The organism is candidate division TA06 bacterium, from assembly GCA_004376575.1.
Classification (GTDB): domain Bacteria; phylum Hydrothermota; class DG-26; order E44-bin18; family E44-bin18; genus E44-bin18.
Genome location: SOJN01000005.1, coordinates 13,429 through 31,278, shown reverse-complemented (window position 1 = coordinate 31,278; position 17,850 = coordinate 13,429). Strand labels below are relative to the sequence as shown.

Below are 17,850 nucleotides of genomic sequence, written 5' to 3'. Positions count from 1 at the left end.
ACTTTCGCCTGTGTCCGACATGACTAAACAGGCCACATTCTTGAGTAATATGCCCATTGCGAGGAGTCGTGAGCCTGCCGAACGACGACGAAGCAATCTGGCACAAGCAGATCCTTCGCTTTCGCCCCCGTTCTACGGGGAGGAGCCCAGTTATCCTTCGGAGCCCTACAAGACGCAAGCCCGACTAAGGGGATAGCGCTGAGTCGGGCGAAGTCCCCCGAAGCCGATTAGGCGAAGGGGGGAAGAATCTGCTTGTTGCAAACTCTTCACCCTTCGGCAAGTCAAAGTGGGCGCGGAAACGACCCCCTACACAATACTGGCGAGTACAAGGTACGAAGTGCGAAGTATCGCCTTGCGACCTTGTACTTTGCAATTCGTACTTCGTACCTCACAGAGCATTTTTTTCTTGCGTCTGGTATGTCTATATGATATAAGCATACCATAATGCAACCAGGCAAACTACGTGGCAAGATAGAGAGGCTGGACAAGGAGAGAAGGCGCCTTCTGCGGGAACTGATGCGCCCCGAAGAGATGGTTGCCGGCTCAATCTACGAGACATACAAGAAGTGTGGCAACCCCAATTGCAGGTGCGCCAGGGAAATAAAGCACGGCCCATTCACATGTCTCTCTGTGCCCCACGGCGCCAAGAGAAGGCTCGTATTTGTGCGGCGCCAGGATGAAGCCTGGGTGAAAGTTCGCGCAAGAAGGTACAGAAAGTATCAGAAGATGATGGCGTGTGTGAGGAAGATGAATGATGAGATATTCGAACTACTGAAAGAGCTCAGGAACAGCAAACTGAAAACGTACTCCTGACCTGAAACAAATCACGCCTCAAACGCTAGATAGAAGATGCAAGATGTAAGACTACCGACGCCCCACGACACAACATAAGTCTGGGAGTTGTTTCCAGGCTGGAACTTGTCTTCAGTTTGTCGTTCAGATGCTCGGCACTTCTACCTCTGGCAGTCTTTTTCTCCCCCGGCTCTCTTTGAAGAACCTCCACTGGGAAGCAGCGACCGCGCCAAGCCCGAGCATGACGATCACCAGCCTCAGCAGGAATCCCACAAACGGAATTGAAGAGATGGCTGCGAGAATCAGGATTCCCAGTGCCATGGGCCAGAAAATAGACTCCCGAGCCCTTCTCACTTTTCGAAGCAGAGCCTTACCGAGCGTAAGCCCCACAAATATTCCTGAAAATGCAATGCCTGCCACATAGAAGAGACTGAGAAGAAGCATCAGAGGCCAGCCGACCACAGCGACAAGCAGCACAAGGAGAATCGCCGGCAGGCACACAAGCAGGACAAAACCTGTAAGCAGACAGACCCAGGGGGAAGTCTTCAACATTTCGTTTGAGCGCATCAAGACGTTCGGGCTGAATGCGGACATGATGAGCCCGACAATCAACATTCCGATGAACCAAACAACTCTCATCCCGAGGTCGAAGTTGAAAAGCCCTTCTCTTGAAGCTCCCACAACTTCTCTCGACTCTGGTACATGGTGCACCGCGCTTCCGAGAATCGTCGCAGCTTGATCTATCATTGCCTCGTTCGCGCTCTCGTAGACAAGATCTCCCTCTATCAGAGCATTGGACCCGACCATCACGCGCTCCGCCTCTACACTCACTCCACCTCTGACAGTCCCGTCTATCCTGACCGTATGGGCATTGCCGCTCAACCGACCATTGACAGTACCGCCAATACTCGCCTTTCCGCAGTTGAATCTCAAGTCTCCCCAAACCTCGGACTCGGGCGCCTGGGTGAAGCTTCTGCAGAATGCCAATCCGCTGCTCCTGATGAGCCCGTTCAGGGTGACCTGGTAGCCCGCTGCCCTGACATCTCCTTCGCAAGAGCCTCCGACAGATACGATTCCCCCCGAAACCCAAATATCACCTGCAACCGACGTTTCAATGGTGACCTGCCCGCCGCCCACAAAGAGGTCGCCATTCACAGGTGTCAACACTCGGACCACCCCTCCTGCCGTCATCAGGTCCCTATCGAGTGGCTCTTGCCAGTCCCCCAGTAGTACTGGCGTGCGGGCCGCCACAGGCGAATACTGAACCGCCGTGTCAGCTACTGTGCTGGCTGAGTCTGAGGGATGGGCTGCTTCTTCGGTCTGCCCCGCGGCGCATGCCGCACAAAGAATCGCCAACAGAATCGACACATTTCTCCCCACAGAGGCTCTGGTCATGTCAAACTCCCCTCCAGATATGAGCTAATCGTCTATATGGCAAAATGTTAGCCGGTTGTTTCACGTGAAACACTCTCACTCTTCAGAAAAACAATGAGACTTGAAGGCCGGCCCCCTCCTCCGCCAGCCCCAATCTCACACGCTTCTTGCTCCCGAACTTGAACATATGAGCATCTACAAAAGCATCCGCCATAGAAAATACCCATACCCCAGCGCCCCACCACAGCAGGTCGTATCTCCTGTCAAAATGGTGCGCGTAATCGCCGTAATCGTCCATACTCCCTGTCAATTTATACCTCCGATGCGCCTCCTCTGTCAATATGTGTTCGTAGAGAATCATGCCAGCAACAGTGGCCTGAGCAGCGCAGAAGACTGCTCCCCTCAAATAGTTCTCACAATAGAACTGACCTCCGCCAGGGAGGACCGCCGAGGCAACTATCGCCCCAAACGGCGATTTAGCCGCCTGCTGCGCAGGCCAGCCCGTCAGCGGGAGCAAAAGGATCGTGGTTGCAAGAACCGAACCTCTAGCAGCACTTCTTCTCATCTCGTACCCGGCGAAAGGTTGTACTCTTCACTCTTGAGTGACTTTCTATCAAGCTTCTCGAACTGGTACTCATCCTCCAGTAATCTATCAATCCCAAGCTTATGCACCGTGCAGAACTGGGTCGGCCTGGTCCCTTCAACGAAGACCTCATCTCTGGTGTCATTACACGCGTCGGTCGCCAAAAGCCCTGACTTTGTGCATATTCTTGCATGCGTGATCCCCTCGGGCTTCGGAAACTCAAGTGGAGGCCTCCCTTTCTGCGCTGCCTTCATGAACTCTGCCCAAGCTGGAAGAGCAACCCTGGCACCGGTGGCACCCTCAGTTATTCTCTTCATCTGATCAAACCCTACCCAGACTCCACATACGAGGTCGGGCGTAAAACCAATAAACCACGCATCCGTGTAGTTGTCTGTTGTGCCCGTTTTCCCAGCGGCCCTTCTGACGAAGTGGTACCTGCTCCTTGCGGCATAGCCTGTCCCCTCGTTCAATACAGACTCAAGCATACTGGTGGCTATGTAGGCCGTTTGCGGAGAAAGAACCCGCACAGAATATGGAACATCCTCATAGATGATTTCGCCCTGTCTGCCTGTAATCCTCCTCACCATCGTTGGTTCAATCCTCACACCCTGATTTGCGAAGACACCATATGCTGAGACTATCTCCAGCAAGGTGGTCGAACTGCTCCCCAGCGCAAGAGAGAGAACCTTTGCAAGTCTAGAGCGAATGCCCATGCTCCTGGCGTATTCTGCAACTGTATACGCACCGATCTTCTGGATGAGCCTGATTGCGACCAGGTTTCTCGAACGTGCCAACCCCTTTCTGAGCGTTATGGGTCCCAGGAACTTGTGGTCGTAGTTTGACGGCCTGTAAATGGAGTCCTTGACCGGGACAATTATTGGGGCATCGAGCACAATGTCAGCCGCAGTATACTGATTGTCTATGGCTGCGGTCCACAGAAATGGCTTGAAGGCCGAACCAGGCTGCCTGTGCGCCTGCGTTGCCCTGTTGAATTTGCTGTCCTCAAAGCTCCTTCCCCCAACCATCGCTTGTACATACCCTGTCCGCGGATCAATTGCAACAAGTGCGGCCTGAAGGTAGCTCGTTCCTTCGAAGCCGAGAGACTCAGGCAGTGGCTCGTTCTTCTCAAGGGTCGATTTGAACTTGTTAGCCTCCTCGAAACTCCCAAGCCAGGTCTCGAGTACCTCTTCAGCTTTCCTCTGAAGCCCAATGTCCAGTGTCGTATAGACACTCACCCCGTCCCTATAGAGCATCCTGCTTCCGAACTTGCGCTCTATGAACTTCCTCACTTCTTCCACAAAATAGGCGGCGACCTTTGTGGTCCCTTCGGTTGACCTTTTGACACCAAGCGGTGAGTTCTTGGCCTGACCAGCCTCTCTACGGCCTATCGCGCCGGCTCCGACCATCGCCTCCAGCACAATAGATCTTCTCCTCAGGGCCTCCTCTGGATGAGAAAAGGGAGAATAAGCCGCCGGCGACCTTATGATCGCCGCAAGCAAAGCGGCCTCTGCCAGAGTCACATCGCCGATATCCCTGTTGAAATAGGTCTCCGCAGCAGATTTGATTCCGTAGGCGCCATGGCCAAAATAGATCTGGTTGAGGTACATCTCCAGAATCTTGTCTTTTGAGTATGTCCTCTCAACCTCCATGGCCAGAAGCGCTTCCCTCATCTTCCGTACAATGCTTCTCTCCTGAGTCAGAAAGAGAGCTCTGGCGAGCTGTTGAGTAATTGTAGAACCACCTCTGACCACCCTCCCCGCTCTCAGGTTCGAGACCACCGCCCTGAACACCGACAACAGGTTCACACCCCAGTGTTCATAGAACTTCCTGTCCTCCATGGTGATTACAGCGTCGATAAGGTGCTTGGGTACTCTATCCAGCGGGACTGGCATCCTCTTCTCTATATAGAATTCAGCCAGAAGAGAATCCTGAAGATCATAGAATCGCGTAACAAGAGGAGCTTGGTAGGCCTCCAGATCGTGTGCAGATGGCAGGTCTTTTTTGAGGAACCTGATGCCTGACACACCGGCCCCAGCCGCAAACACGGCCAGGAATAACACAAGAAGGCCCACAATCCTCAGGACCTCCCGAACAATCTTTGCTCCCCTCTCACTCACCTGGACCTCTCTCGACCAGCAAACTTAACTTTACATCCGGAAGGCCTTCTAGTCAAGTCCTATTGCAAGAACCCAGCCTATTGCCAGTGTACACGCACTTTGGCAGCTAACCACCCAAACCTGGGTTGTAACACTTAAGTCCATACACTACAAAGACTTATGCTCACCCTAAACCGGGCGCTCGAAACTGTGCCCACCTTTCGCCTCAATCCTCTTGTTGACACGCCTCCAATCACCAGATAGGATACTCTGCCACAAGGCGGAATGGACTCCGCTTTTTCAGGACTTCGAGCCAATGGTACTGATATCAGCTTGCCTCCTTCGATTATGTACCCGCTATGACGGGAACTCCGCTCCCGAAGAGAGTGCAATAGAGCTGCTGAAACAGGGCAGGGCAATTCCAGTCTGTCCAGAACAGCTTGCAGGCCTCGGTACGCCCAGGCCAAAATGCACACTCATGGGAGGCGACGGGAAGGACGTCGCCTCCGGCAAGGCCGGCATCATCACAGAAGATGGCCGCAACATCACCAAAATCCTCACTGAAGCTTGTGATCAGATAGTCCTGCTAGGAAGAACCTGCGGAGCGAAAACTGCTATTCTAAAAGAAGCCAGCCCGTCATGTGGGGTAAGGGAGACAACCATAGACTGGCAGAGAAGCCCGGGAATGGGAATCCTCGCGGCGATACTGCTAGATGCCGGAATTGAGGTTGAGGGCCTCTAGACAACAGAGACCGGCCCAACTACCAGCCAGGCCGGTCTCCAGAAATTCAAACCCCTCTCTTCAACTCCGTGGTGTCTTACCTTACGAGCACAACCTTGCCTGTCGGGCCAGGAGATTGTCCTCGTATGTGCAAGAAATATGTCCCAGGCGGAAGTCTTTCACCCTTTGGATCGAGCCCTCCCCATGACACAGAATTCCAGCCAGGGCGCGGGCTACCCAGGTCCAAGGCGGCAACCATTCGTCCCGAAATGTCAAACACCTCCAACTTGTGGGGTGTGTCACTCGATACCAAATATTCGACACGGATCTTGCCTGCTGCTGGGTTAGGGTGCGACACAATCTGGGGTGCGTGTTCGGTCGACTTACCTGAATAAGCCAAGCGCGACTCGCGGCCCGCCGGACCAGTCACGGACAAACCCTGGCCGACCAAAGAGAGAACCTTTGGCCTCACCATCACATCGTAGGGCCGTGCTTCCCCGTCGGTCCACAAAAAGAAGGATGTCCCGCTCGGACCATCGTACTGTATCTCCATGTGCGAATACTTGGAGTCCTTATCAGTGTCACTTATGTTCGTCCACGGATCTATCCAGGGCGATTCTTTGAACGCGATTTCGTAGTTATTATCAACATAAGACTCACTCCACGTCGCGTAGATGCCGTGCAGAATGGACGCGTACACTGAGTTGCGGTCATACGTGTCAGAGATATTGTCACCCAAACCAGACGGCCAGACCTCCGCTGTTATCTCCTTATACTTCCAGTATACTTCAGGGTGCACTTGCGTCATATCCGATGCTTCCCATGCGGCGTAGACATATGATTCATCCGCATTGACAAACGGATATTCAGCTCTCATGACGCCGTCGGAGACTAGTTTAGGCTCAGACCACAGCCACGGTAGTGGAGTTGGAGAAGGCCAGTACCGGCTCAGTATATCGCCCATCCTCTCATAGACCAGATGCAAAAGCCCGTTGTTCTCATCAAATTCAATGGACGGAGTCCTACACTCTTTGCTGTACATAACAATGTCGACCATACCCAACTCGTATGGGTCCCACGTTTGATAACTTGCTCTGTCCCATATGCCATGTCTTATGTCGGTACGCGCCACTTCCTCCAAAGCGTCTACCCACTCACACCCAAAAACAATGTGAACAAGTCCGTCTATCGGCGAGATGGCCACAGCAGGCTGGCCGAATCTCACATCATACTGATAACCGTCCACCAGGAGTATTGGCTCACTCCAGCCATTGCCTTCCCTCGTCACAACCCACAATCGCCCACACGTGTCAACCCAGTACACATCAGGTGCTACCGCGCTAAAAGGTGGTGGCGGCACTGCAATGCACGGATACAACTGCGCACATAACGCCAGCGTTTGGGAGTATATCTCGCCTACGCATGTCTTCTCCACCCACCCACTTCCCCCATCCAGTGAATGCGCGACATAGATCTCCCAGTCGTCCTGATAGCAAACCCAGATATCCCCCAAGTCTGCTCCGGGAACGCTCACTATCTTTCTGCCCTGGGGATATGCCGTGGCTTCAGGTGAGCTGGACTGCAGACAAGGCAGAGCATACGTAAGTGTTATTTCTTGCAGTTCTGGACTCCAGTTTGGGGCAACATCGTCGTCAGGAACCATCGTTATCTGGTACTGTATGTAGCGCTCTCCGTCTTCAACATCTGGGGCTTTTGGGAGCGGATCGCCACTATCGTAGCGACTACATTGGCTCCAGTCAGGAGCTGTAGACATGTCAGAATTATCGTCTGTCCGAGCTTTTACTGTGATAACACCATCATTCTCGTTTACAGAGTAGACTATTGTCCTGTACTGGGTCAATATGCTTCTCGTATCATACACCGAGGAAACAAGTTCCCCCTCTGTGAAGTACCCGGCCTTCATGACTTTGTTCCAGCTGGTGCCGTCGTAGAGGGTGCCGTCAGGAGCCTGCATGATGTCGTACACACTGGAAGTCTGAGGGTGGTAAGCCACGCTATGCCAGTTGTCGCCCATGTCTCCTGACCTGGCCACATCGGCGTCGGTTGTCCAATTACCTCCGAGTGTGGCGTACAGATCCCCATTGTCTGCTTGGATGAGGTCCGTCACACGCCCTTTCTCCAACAAAACACCTGTCTGGACCCAGTCAGGGCTCTCATACCGATAGACTCTTCCCCAGTAAGCGCCCGTTCCTGCATAGAGCCATCCATTGATTCCATTGTCTGCCCAGAGGAGAGCTGGAATTTTGGTCTCGTATTGAGGTCCCGTTTCGATTCTGCCGATGCTTTCCCAGTCATCTCCGAGGTTAGGGCCAGTGGTCTTGAAAACATCCATGCCCAATTCCGGTGAAGAGTAGAAATACGCTGAAGCGTAAATAACGAGTTGGCCGGCTTCCTCGGTCTGTACCAGTCTTCTGCATCCGTCATCGGCGGAGGGAAAAGAGGGCAGATCTTCCCAATTGTCGCCCCCATCGTAGCTCCTGGCAACCGGTCCACCGCCTGCATTCCAGTCCTTGGCTGCCCACAGGGCAAATTCGGAAAGCTCGTCAACCTCGATGAGGTCCCAAATACAGGCGGGCGTACCTGGAATCTCCCCTGTCGGTACCCAGTGGGCACCGTCGTCCGTTGACTTCAGAACCAGTCCATTTGGGTATGTGCCAATGTAGATGGTTCCTTGGCGGTCTTCAAGCATACAGTTCACCCTCGTAACTCCAAAGCCCACAGCGGCACCGCTCCACGTCTCGCCTTGGTCTGTGCTTCTGAATACGTACCCAGGGGTGTTGCAAGCCAGTACCGTACCATCCGAAAGCGCCAACAGTGATTTGAAGGACTTAACACCGCCACCAAGAACTAGGGTCTCATACCAATAGTCGTAATTAGGCGCATCCAAAAGGAGATCCCCTGGACCTCGCCATCCGTTCATCTGGTTGTCAGACAAATATTTCGTGGGGTCTTCCCATTGCTCCTGACCCTCTCCTCCTGACCAGTCGGTCTGAGTCCAATCCACTTCCGGAATATCAGCACGACAAAATAGCGGGTTCGCCACTAAGGCGACCCCTGCCAGGATGATCGCTAGCCGAAAAAATTGGGTGAGGTTTTTCATCTGAACCCTCCTGTTTGGTTCTTGAGCATTGGTGTTAACAGCTGCCCTGGGTGCTACGGCGGGAGACCAGTGGTGCCAAGCAAGAGACAAGGAAGAACCCTTGACAGATTACTCCTCACAACAGACAGGGTTCTGCGCGTAGCCTCAACGCTAATACTAGGCCCTAAGATTTGTTCGCACCCGAACACCACGCGTCCCTTGTGGCAAGCTCATCTACTTCGAGACCCGAACCGCCTGCTATTGGCAACCTTCATCGGGCCTTTGCCTTACATCCGTCCATTGTAGTGTCTAACAACATCCCCTGTCAAGCAAAAAAACACATCTCCAGTGAAGTGCAAAGGCCGAAAACAGGACCTATGGCGGTCTTGCAGATCATGCTCAGAGAACCGACAGCCGATAACTGCTAGAAAGTCTGCAGCTTACCGCTTGAGTATGAGGCCTGCCCCGGACCACGAAGACCGAAAATGGAGATTGAAACCAAGACCTGAAGCCATAGATTACACGAGATTCTAAAGCGCTAAAATCGACGTCAAATATCAAAGGGCAAAAAAACGAGAAACTGTTAAACTACAGACTTCACACCCTCCTTCGCCCGCCTACGCTTAACTTCTCGATCTTGGGTTCTTCAGTTTTTGATTTTCTATTTGCGGGGACGTGGGGAGGAGTTGAGAGAAATTTCGAAGGTGGTGGAACTGGGCGATGGGAATTTCGTGGTTTCATGTGTGAGCTGACAAGTGACTTGCCACTTACAAGAAAACAGTCTCTGTTCTCTGTGCTCAAAAAACCCACCACTGAGGACACTGAGATTCTACTAGGGTTTGGAGCCAGACATTAGTCTCTGTGTTCTCTGTGGTGAACAAAACAAACCACTGAGGTCACTGAGATTCTACGAGGGTTTGAGGCCAGATATTAGTCTCTGTGTTCTCTGTGGTGAAAAGGTTTTCCTAGAAGCTGATAGCCATTGTTCAGCGTGCACCTTTAGGTTGACTTTTCTGCCAGTATTATGTAATATATCCTTGGCTGGTATAGGTAAGACTGCACTACTTTATGTCCGCGGGGATCACCTTATAAGCCACTAGATTAAACCATCGAGAGGGGGTGAGGGTCGCGGTTTTTTTGTCTGTCTGGTTTTGGAGTCGCTTAGCAAACTCTAGGAGGATTCTATGAACAAGTTTTTGCTATTCTTAATGGTATTTGCTCTCGCTTCAACAGCCCTTTCCGCGCCGAATTCGAGAATCACCCCGGACCTTGAAAAGGCCCTGAGTGAAGCGGGCCCGGATCAGCTTATGGACATAATTGTAATATGCGAGGGAACGCCCGGTTATCAGGCGCTCATCGAAACCACTTCCGACTTCACTTTTGAACAGAAGCGAAACACAGTGGTAACTGAACTGAAACGATTCGTAGAGGAAAAGCAAAGTCACCTTCTCTCATTCCTGAAATCACAAGAGAAACTGGGGAATACCGAGCGTGTGAGATCGCTCTGGGTCAACAACGTAATAGCAGTGAAGGCAACAAGAGATGTCGTATCAAGATTGCGACAGATGCCCGGCATCGAGCGGATGGTTCTTGACGTAAAGAGGAACGTGCTCCTTGCCCAGGGACCCGAAGGTAGCTTCCCGTTGGCCCCCAGCGTTGAATGGAACATAACCCTGATCAATGCCCCTGCGGTCTGGGCTCTCGGATTCACAGGCCAGGGCATAGTCGTGGGTCACTTCGATACTGGCGTCAATTACACCCATGTTGACCTTGCTGACCATATATGGGTCAACGCTGGTGAGATCCCGAGCAATGGCGTTGATGACGACGGCAATGGCTATATTGATGATGTCTATGGATACGATTTCGCCTACAACGACGGCGACCCAAGAGATGCTGCCGGACATGGCACTCACACAGCAGGAACAGTGGCATCAGACGGAACCGCTGGAGACTCATGCGGAGTAGCCCCTGATGCGCAGATAATGGGGCTGAAGGTTCTGGACGATGGAGGAAACGGCAGTGAGTCCGACGTGTGGGAAGCGATTCAGTATGCAATAGACAACGGCGCCAGAGTGATGACCTTTTCAATAGGGTGGCAGCACATATGGAACCCCAACAGGACACAGTGGAGAAATTCATTCGACGCAGCGCTTGCTGCTGGCCTGATTGCAGCAGTGGCTTCCGGCAACGAGGGAGGCGGCGGGGCGCCGGACAATGTGAGAACTCCAGGAGACGTTCCGCCACCGTGGCTTCATCCTGACCAGACTCTAACCGGAGGTTTGGGCAGCGTGGTCACTGTCGGGGCAACCAACTCCAGTGACAATATTGCGGGCTTCTCCAGTCGCGGACCCGTCTCGTGGGAAAGTATAAGCCCTTGGTTTGACTATCCTTACAATCCTGAGATGGGGCTCATGGACCCTGACGTTTCCGCGCCCGGTGTGAACGTCACCTCGTGCGCCTATTACAACAACACCGGCTACACCTCAGGCTGGCAGGGAACCTCCATGGCCTGCCCTCACGTCGCAGGGCTGATGGCCTTGATGCTTTCGAAGAACCCCAGTCTGACTCCTGCTCTCGTCGATTCAATTATAGAGGTGACAGCACTCGACAGAGGCTCTGCTGGAAAAGACAACAGCTACGGCGCGGGCAGAATCCGGTGCCTGGATGCTATAACTCTTGTTCCCCCCTCAGGCGAGCCCTACATCTTCAAGCAGAGCCACCTTGTTGATGACTCCGGTGGAAACAACAACGGAAGAATGGATCCTGGCGAGACTGTTGACCTCATAATCACTCTGATGAACTCAGGACTGGATGCCACAAATGTCCAGGCCACCCTGAGAGAATCCGATCCATACGTTTCTGTGACAGACAGCACCTCGAACTTCGGCAACATCTCCTCAGGCTCGAGCGCTGATAACAACTCTGATCCGTACGTGATCGTGGTAGACCCATCTGCATGCGAGGGCTACCAAGTCCCATTCACTCTGCACATTACTGCTGATGGGGCCTACGAAAATGATGTCAATTTCTCCTTAACAATAGGACAGGCACCGCCCGCCTGGGAGACTCACAACGTTGGCAACGTCAGACTGACTGTAACCGGCTTCGGGGCACTCGGATTCACGACTACCGAGGGCGCGGGTGACGGATTTGAATATCCCAAGTACATAGATCATCTCTACTATGGAGGAATGGCCGCTGGCAACTCCTCAAGCTACGTTGTCGATAGATTCTATAGCCCGGCGGGCGCAGAGAGCGACTGGGAGACGATCCTCTGCCAGGGACTCCAGTTCGGCCAGGCAGTATATTCTGATCAGGACGGCTGGGTGCGTTATGATGACGCTGGACACGGCACACCCAAGGGGTTGGAGATTACGCAGGACTCATGGGCATGGGGTTCCCCTCCCCACGACGATTACGTGATAATAAGGTACACCATGAAGAACGAAGGTGGCTCGCCACTCAATGGATTGTACCTGGGGCAGTTTGCTGATTTTGACATGGGCGCTGACGCTCAAAGCAACTACGCAGGTACTGACGCTGCCAGAAGGCTTGGATACATGTATGAGAACGCAGCCGGCCCGTACGTGGGCGTGACTCTTCTTGATCCCAAGACCGCAGCCAACCTCTCTGTGATAGACCATGAACTATATGTCTATTACGGCCAGATGACTGAAAGCGTAAAGATGAACTTCCTTAACGGGACTATCAGTGTCTCTCAGAGCAACAGAGCCTATGACTGGTCGGTGATGGTCTCAGCAGGGCCATTTGACCTGGCACCTGGTGACAGCACCATCGTGGCTGTGCTGATCGTTGGCGGCAACAACCTTACAGATATTCAGGACAACTCTGATGACGGCCAAGAGCAGTACGATGGAACTCCTGGAGTTGAAGAGAACACCATACGTAGGGAAAAGGCTCCTGTCTTCGCCCTTTATCAGAACAGTCCAAATCCATTCTCCTCGGGCACCCAGATTCAGTTCGTCACGCCGGATGTGGAGAACACCTCTCTCACCATATTCGATGCTGCCGGCCGGGTTATCAAGACTCTCCACCCGGACTCCAAAGCTTCCTCTTCTTCCTCAAGGCTTTCGATTTCGTGGGATGGCACTGACCTCAAAGGACAGAGAGTTCCCAGTGGAATCTACTTCTACAGGTTGACCTGTTCTGGCCGTACCACTTCTCGGAAGATGGTAATAGCTAGATAAGAACCTATTTCCGGGGGCTCTTTCGAGCCCCCGGAGTTCAAACACCCAACGAAGGAGACACTATGAAAGGACCAATATACATTGTCCTCGCGATGCTCCTTTCTCTCTCATCCGCCTACGCAAATCAAATAGTAAGCCCCGAGCTCTCTGAAAGGATCGCAACCGCAGAAGGTGGCCAATTCCTCCATGTCAAAATCAACCTAGGACGCCAGCCCGACCTAGCGTATTTGCTTGATAGGGTCGCCGGCATGAACAGACTGGAAAAGAGGGAGTTTGTCGTAACTCAACTCAAGGCCGCGGCCGCAAGTAACCATGCCCCTGTCATTTCTCTTCTGGAGAGAGAAAAGAGCGTGGGCAATGTGCGCAGAGTCCGCTCGCTGTGGCTGGCGAACGTGGTGGCCGCAGAAGTCACAAGATCTGTCATAGGCAAGCTTGCGCGCTCTCCTTCTGTTGTGCGAATAGATCTAGATCTCTATGAGAATGCCCTGATGGAGTTCCCGCGTAATCCGAACCAAACACCTGACAATCTTTCTCCCGCGATGCCCGATACTGTTTGGAACATCGATCTGGTCCATGCTCCCTGCGCCTGGCAGCAGGGCTACACGGGCCAGTCGATAGTCGTCGGCCACTTCGATACAGGCGTAAACTACGAACACGTTGACCTGGCAGACCATATATGGACAAACGCTGGAGAAACGCCGGGCAACGGTATCGACGATGACGGCAACGGATACGTTGATGACTATTATGGATACGACTTCGCCAATACTGATTCCGACCCCAGGGATGACAACGGGCATGGCACCCACACCGCCGGCACTGTCGCCGGCGATGGAACTGCAGGACGCAATACCGGGGTTGCCCCGGACGCCCGCATTATGTCCCTCAAAGTCCTTGACTCGGGGGGCAGCGGGTGGGAAACCGATGTCTGGGAGGCGATACAGTATGCCCTCAACAACGGCGCAGATGTTCTCACGTTTTCCATAGGATGGCTCCATTACTACAATCCTGATCGCGCGACATGGAGAAATCTCTTCAACGGGGTTATGCTGGCCGGAGTCTCGGCAGCAGTTGCAGCTGGAAACGAAAGAGAACACTGGGTGTCCCCCACATGGTTCCCACCCCCGGACAACATAAGAACTCCTGGCGATATACCCCCTCCGTGGCTTCACCCTCACCAGACTCTGACCGGAGGTCTGAGCGGAGTGGTGACGGTGGGTGCGACTAACTCCAGTGACGATATTACAAGCTTCTCCAGCTATGGACCCGTCTCGTGGGACACAATAAGCCCTTGGTTCGACTATCCTTACAATCCTGAGATGGGGCTCATAGACCCCGATGTATGCGCTCCAGGTAGCAATATCACATCACTCAGCCGCACCGATAACAACGGATACGTGGGTGGGCCCATGTGGAGCGGAACCTCCATGGCCTGCCCTCATGTCGCAGGGCTGATGGCATTGATGCTTTCAAAGAACCCGGACGTCAGTCCTGCTGAGGTCGATTCCGTAATAGAGACGACCGCGCTTGAACTGGGCAGCCCGGGCAAGGACAACGACTACGGATCCGGAAGAATCAGAGTGTGCGACGCAATCAATGCGACACCGACTGGTATAGGAGAGCAACCATCCACAAGAGGGGTAGTATCCCGCTTCTTTCTCACAGTGGCGCCCAACCCCTTCAGCTCCCGAGTAGAGATAACGATTGGTCTGGATGCCGAAGCGCAACAGAATAAGGAGTATCCACGTTCAGTCTTCGTATGTGACCTTAGCGGCAGGTTGATTCAGACACTTGCTCTTCCGCGGCACCAGGACACCCGTTATGAAGCTTTTCTCGCCTGGGACGGAAAAGACTCAGCCGGGATAGCTGCGCCCTCTGGTATCTATTTCTTGAAGGTCGCCGCAGGCAGGGGGCTGCTCACAGAAAAGGTAGTTTTGATTCGGTAAGGTCCGCTTGCTCGCACAGCCAAATCTTCCTGGTCGTTCGATTCATGAATTCGATGACGAATTCATTTGCTCGAGGCTGGTCCTTCGGTCTCATCCACTCAGGACTCGTGCTGAGTGAGCAATGTGCGGCAATGTGTTTTGAATGGAGTGTCACTGCATTTGCGAATCGAAGCGCTAGTCGAGCAGCCTTATGGGCATCAACAGATAGAGGAGTTCCTCGTCTTCTTTGTGTTTCTCGGGGGTAATAAGACCAGCGGAAAGTGGAGTTGAGAGCGCAAGTTGCACCTCCTGGCTCTCCAGCTTTTTGAGTATCTCCAGAAGGTAGTTCGCATTATAGCCTATGTCAAGTTCCTCGCCTTTGTAGTCGCAGTCTATCTCGTCTCTTGCCTCACCTATTTCAGCAGTCTCTGAGAACAGTTCCAGCTTCCCTTTTCGTAGGCTTAACCTTGTCAGGTGTGTGTTCGGGTTGGAGAATATGGAAACGCGCCTCATCGCCGACATCAGAGCCTCACGTGAAACCTTCATCACCTTGTCATTGTCCTTCGGTATCACCTGATCATAGTCAGGGAACTCTCCTTCAACCAGCCTCGCAGTTATCTCTGTAGAGTCCACGTAGAACCCGATTCGTGCTTCCTCGAATCGGACCTCTACTTTCTCAGGTTCTTCCGCGACCCTGCTCATCAGGAAAAGGGCCTTTGGGGGTACGTTCACGTCTACATCCTTCTCCACGACATTAGACTGCCGCATTTTATAGAGGGCGAGCCTGTGGCCGTCGGTAGCCACCATGCGCGTCTCAGACTTTCCTATATGCCACAACACCCCTGAAAGAACTGGTCTCATCTCGTCTGTTGACGCAGCGAAAGCTGTTTTCTCAATAGCCCTGGCCAGGACCGTTGAGCCCATCATCATATAGTTTCTCTTTTCTATTGTGGGGAGTTCGGGAAATTCAGATTTTGAGATCCCACTCAACCTGAAAAAACTCTTTCCCCCACTAATTGTTACCTTCTCTTCTTTCTCGGTGACCTCAATGTCTCCTTCGGGAAGTTCCCGCGCAATTTCGTTCACCCTCTTCGCCGGCAAGGTAATTGACCCGGACTTGCTAACACTTGCGTGCACGGTCGTCGTGATGGAAATATCCAAGTCTGTGGCAGAAAGGGATAGTTCTCCTTTTTGCGCATCCACCAGTACATTTGAAAGAATTGGAAATGTAGTCCTCTGTGGGACAACGTTAAGCACGGTTTGTAAACCCTTAAGCAGATCCTTCTTTGTCACCGAGAACTTCATCCCATCCTCCTTGAGATTTACACACACCTATCTATTACTGATATATATTAAATGAATAGATGTAGTAATAGGGCCTGTGAATATGTGAAAAAGTCGATTCTTGTCGCCGTATGTGTCATCTGCATAGGACACATATGGGCACAGAGCGGTTTGTGGAATCCTGTGCAAAACTTGGCACTTAACCACTGTCATCCACACCCTCTCTCCTGACAGGAAAAGATACTAACACAAAGGGCACACGTTGACAACATGTTATTCACTCTTGATTGTATGTATCAATTTTTCTGTGGCCAACTGTACTTGGGGGTCCGTTTCCACGAGTCTTTTTATCTTTTCATGTGCGTGGAGGACCGTGGTATGGTCTTTGCCTCCGAATCTGGTCCCAATCTCCTTGAGGGATAATTCCGTCAGCTCCCGACAAAGATACATGGCTATCTGCCGGGGAAGCGCTACTGAGGCAGTCCTTCTCCTGCCCCGTATGGCATCTTCGGACAAGTCATAGTAGTCTGCCACCACCCTCTGGATACCATCAACCGTTATACGCGGTTTTTCGGGTCCCATGACCTCCTTCAACACCTCGCGGGCCGTATCAAGATTCATTTCTCGGCCTGTCAGAGAGCAGAAGGCAAGTAGACGGATGAGACAGCCTTCCAATTCTCTAACGTTCGATTTCACACTCCCCGCGATGTAGTAAGAGACATCATCGGGCATATCTATCCCATCCCTCTCAGCCTTGTTCTTCAGTATTGCCATTCTCGTTTCCAGATCAGGCGGCTTTATATCCACAACAAGTCCCCACTGGAATCTTGATAGAAGTCTTTCCTGGAGAGAGGGTATCTCCTTAGGAGGACGATCGCTCGTCATGACAAGCTGGCGGCCGGCCCCATAGAGAGAGTTGAAGGTGTGAAACATCTCCTCCTGGAGTGACTCTTTATCGGCAAGGAAGTGTACGTCATCAAGAATGAGCAAGTCCTTCGACCTGTATTTGTTCTTGAATCCGATCATCTTTCTGTTCTGAATGGCGTAGACCATCTCGTTCATGAACTTCTCGGCGGCTGTGTAGTAAACCCTCGAGGAGGGTTTCTGGTCCTTGACAAAGTGTCCTATGGCCTGGGAAAGGTGGGTCTTGCCAAGGCCTGTGCCCCCATATATGAACAGAGGATTATAGGTTCTGCCTGGTGATTCTGCGACGGCGAGTGCCGCAGCGTGGGCGAACTGATTCCCACTGCCCACAACGAAATTCTCAAATCTGAACCTCTCCTGGAGTTGGCTTTCTCTTGCCAAGAATGTGTCCTGCTGGACAGGCTTGATCCGTTTGACACCGGAGCCGACCTTCACAACGGGTTCGTAAACCATTTGCACCCGCTTCCCGACTACCTCCTCCACTGATTTCTGTATCAAGTTCGAGTAGTGTTCTCCTAGCCACTCAGCATAAAACGGGTTGGGAACCTGGATCTTCAATTGCCCATCAGTGAGAGAGTCCCCTCTTGTAGGACGTAACCATGTGTTGAAGCTCTGCTCATGAACTTTCTCCTTAAGTAACACGAGAGCTTCCTCCCATATCTTTGTTGCAGTGTTAGACATGGGGCACCCTTCTATTCCTTCAGACAAAAGTTATCCACATTGTTATCCACAAACAACGACTGACTCAGAAGGGCAAAAAAGACATACACATAAGGGCTTGAGAATATGTTCTGCGAGAGAGTTATTAACATTGTTATACACACTCCTTGGATTACCCCA

The 17,850-nt window shown here is 52.5% G+C and carries 10 protein-coding genes; 4 read left to right on the top strand and 6 right to left on the bottom strand.

The window, feature by feature from the left end; translation table 11 throughout:
* Window positions 1-444 precede the first annotated feature (444 nt).
* Window positions 445-813: a hypothetical protein gene (locus E3J62_00215; GenBank protein TET47867.1), complete on the top strand. Its 369-nt coding sequence runs from the start codon at window positions 445-447 to the stop codon at window positions 811-813.
* Between the two features lie 123 nt (window positions 814-936).
* Here E3J62_00215 and E3J62_00210 read toward each other — a convergent pair whose 3' ends face one another.
* The 3 genes from E3J62_00210 to E3J62_00200 all read right to left on the bottom strand — a co-directional run bounded on the left by E3J62_00210 (window position 937) and on the right by E3J62_00200 (window position 4,866).
* The gene (locus tag E3J62_00210; GenBank protein TET47866.1) at window positions 937-2,187 is read right to left on the bottom strand and encodes a polymer-forming cytoskeletal protein; all 1,251 of its coding nucleotides are present in this window, start codon (window positions 2,185-2,187) and stop codon (window positions 937-939) included.
* An 82-nt stretch (window positions 2,188-2,269) separates the two neighbouring features.
* A complete protein-coding gene (locus tag E3J62_00205) occupies window positions 2,270-2,731 on the bottom strand; it encodes a hypothetical protein (GenBank protein ID TET47865.1) in 462 nt (153 codons plus the stop codon).
* A complete protein-coding gene (locus E3J62_00200; GenBank protein TET47864.1) occupies window positions 2,728-4,866 on the bottom strand; it encodes a PBP1A family penicillin-binding protein in 2,139 nt (712 codons plus the stop codon). The genes E3J62_00205 and E3J62_00200 overlap by 4 nt, the downstream gene beginning before the upstream one ends.
* Before the next feature lie 295 nt (window positions 4,867-5,161).
* On the opposite strand from E3J62_00200, the gene E3J62_00195 reads away from it, so the two are divergent.
* A complete protein-coding gene (locus E3J62_00195; GenBank protein TET47863.1) occupies window positions 5,162-5,587 on the top strand; it encodes a DUF523 domain-containing protein in 426 nt (141 codons plus the stop codon).
* A 76-nt stretch (window positions 5,588-5,663) separates the two neighbouring features.
* On the opposite strand, the gene E3J62_00190 is transcribed toward E3J62_00195, so the two are convergent.
* On the bottom strand, window positions 5,664-8,687 hold the full coding sequence (locus E3J62_00190) for a hypothetical protein (protein TET47862.1): 3,024 nt from the start codon (window positions 8,685-8,687) through the stop codon (window positions 5,664-5,666).
* Between the two features lie 1,163 nt (window positions 8,688-9,850).
* Between E3J62_00190 and E3J62_00185 the strand changes: the two genes are divergently transcribed.
* Both E3J62_00185 and E3J62_00180 read left to right on the top strand, forming a co-directional pair.
* The gene (locus tag E3J62_00185) at window positions 9,851-12,877 is read left to right on the top strand and encodes a T9SS type A sorting domain-containing protein (protein TET47861.1); all 3,027 of its coding nucleotides are present in this window, start codon (window positions 9,851-9,853) and stop codon (window positions 12,875-12,877) included.
* Between the two features lie 62 nt (window positions 12,878-12,939).
* Window positions 12,940-14,823: a hypothetical protein gene (locus tag E3J62_00180; GenBank protein TET47860.1), complete on the top strand. Its 1,884-nt coding sequence runs from the start codon at window positions 12,940-12,942 to the stop codon at window positions 14,821-14,823.
* A 174-nt stretch (window positions 14,824-14,997) separates the two neighbouring features.
* Here the strand turns inward: E3J62_00180 and dnaN are convergent, their stop codons facing one another.
* Complete coding sequence (gene dnaN / locus E3J62_00175; protein ID TET47859.1) at window positions 14,998-16,107, bottom strand: DNA polymerase III subunit beta; 1,110 nt, start codon at window positions 16,105-16,107, stop codon at window positions 14,998-15,000.
* A gap of 252 nt (window positions 16,108-16,359) precedes the next feature.
* Entirely contained in the window at window positions 16,360-17,691 is a 1,332-nt protein-coding gene (gene dnaA / locus E3J62_00170; protein ID TET47858.1) for a chromosomal replication initiator protein DnaA, read from the bottom strand.
* Window positions 17,692-17,850: the final 159 nt, after the last annotated feature.